Origin of the sequence: Burkholderia sp. WTPI3, assembly GCF_021483755.1 — a bacterium.
Taxonomy (GTDB): Bacteria; Pseudomonadota; Gammaproteobacteria; order Burkholderiales; family Burkholderiaceae; genus Burkholderia.
Genome location: NZ_JAGIXF010000215.1, coordinates 1 through 1,291, shown reverse-complemented (window position 1 = coordinate 1,291; position 1,291 = coordinate 1). Strand labels below are relative to the sequence as shown.

1 protein-coding gene is annotated in these 1,291 nt (G+C 62.9%); it reads right to left on the bottom strand.

The genetic code is table 11. The annotated features are described in order from the left end of the window. Positions 1–39: 39 nt before the first annotated feature. Positions 40–1,275, bottom strand: coding sequence for an IS256 family transposase (locus J7024_RS36950; RefSeq protein ID WP_442861918.1), 1,236 nt, complete (start codon positions 1,273–1,275; stop codon positions 40–42). Between the last annotated feature and the right edge of the window lie 16 nt (positions 1,276–1,291).

Genomic DNA, 1,291 nt, shown 5'->3' with positions numbered 1-1,291 from the left:
GGAGGTATCCGGAATTTAGTGTGTGAGGCGGGTTGAGATTCAGACTCCAATGTTGAATCGTTCCGGGTAAAGCAGCGCAAACTGGGTCATCGCGCTCTTCCAATCGTGCCGGGAACCGGTCCACTTGGCCACGACGTTGCGCAGCGCCAGCCAGATCAGTTTGAGCGCGGCCTCGTCCGACGGGAAGTGGCCGCGCGCCTTGATGATCTTCCGAAGCTGCATGTGCAGCGACTCGATCGCGTTGGTCGTGTATACAATTTTCCGGATGTCAGGTGCGAAGGCGTAGAACGGAATCACCTGATCCCAGGCCCGGCGCCAGAGGGCGGCAATCGGGGGGTATTTCGTACCCCACGGGCTCGCGTCGAACGCATCCAGCGCCACGGTGGCCGCTTCGGCCGACGGTGCCCGATAGACCTCCTTGAGCGCCGCTGCAACCGATTTCCTGTCTTTCCAGCTGGCGAAGTCCAGCGAGTTCCGGATCAGATGCACGATGCAGGTCTGGACCGTCGTTTCCGGGAACACCGTGTTGATCGCTTCCGGGAAGCCCTTCAAGCCATCGACCACGGCGATCAGGATGTCCTGCACGCCGCGCAGCTTCAGGTCGTTCACCACCCGCAGCCAGAACTTGGCCCCCTCGGTCTGCTCGATCCAAAGGCCCAGCACGTCACGCGTGCCGTCGCGGCGCACGCCCAGCGCCAGGTAGATCGCCTTGTTGCGCACAACGCCTTCGTCGCGGATCTTGACGCGCAAGGCGTCGAAGAACACGACCGGATACATCGGCTCGAGCGGCCGCTGCTGCCACTCACGCACTTCGTCGATCACCGCGTCAGTGACGGTGCTGATGAAGTCCGGCGACACTTCGATGCCGTACATCTCCTGCAGGAAGCCCTGAATCTCCCGCACGCTCATGCCGCGGGCGTACATCGCGATGATCTTGTCGTCGAAGCCGGTAAAGCGCCGTTCGCCCTTGGCGATCAGCACCGGATCGAAGGTGCCTTCGCGGTCGCGCGGAATCTCGACGTCGAGCAGGTCGTCATCGGTCGCGATGCGCTTGCGGCTGGTGCCGTTGCGATGGTTCGTGCTGCCGGCCGGCTTGGCTTCGCCCTTCTCGTAGCCGAGGTGGTGGGCCAACTCGCCGCCCAGTGCGCGCTCGAAGATCGCCTTCTTGAGCGCCGCGAGCTGCTCGTTGATCGTCGCCCGGTCCAGCGTTCCGGGCACCAGTTGCTTGATCAGTTCCGGGTCCAGGTTCAAGCCCTTGCCCGGTTCTATCGTCACTTCTTCCTTGCGTTTG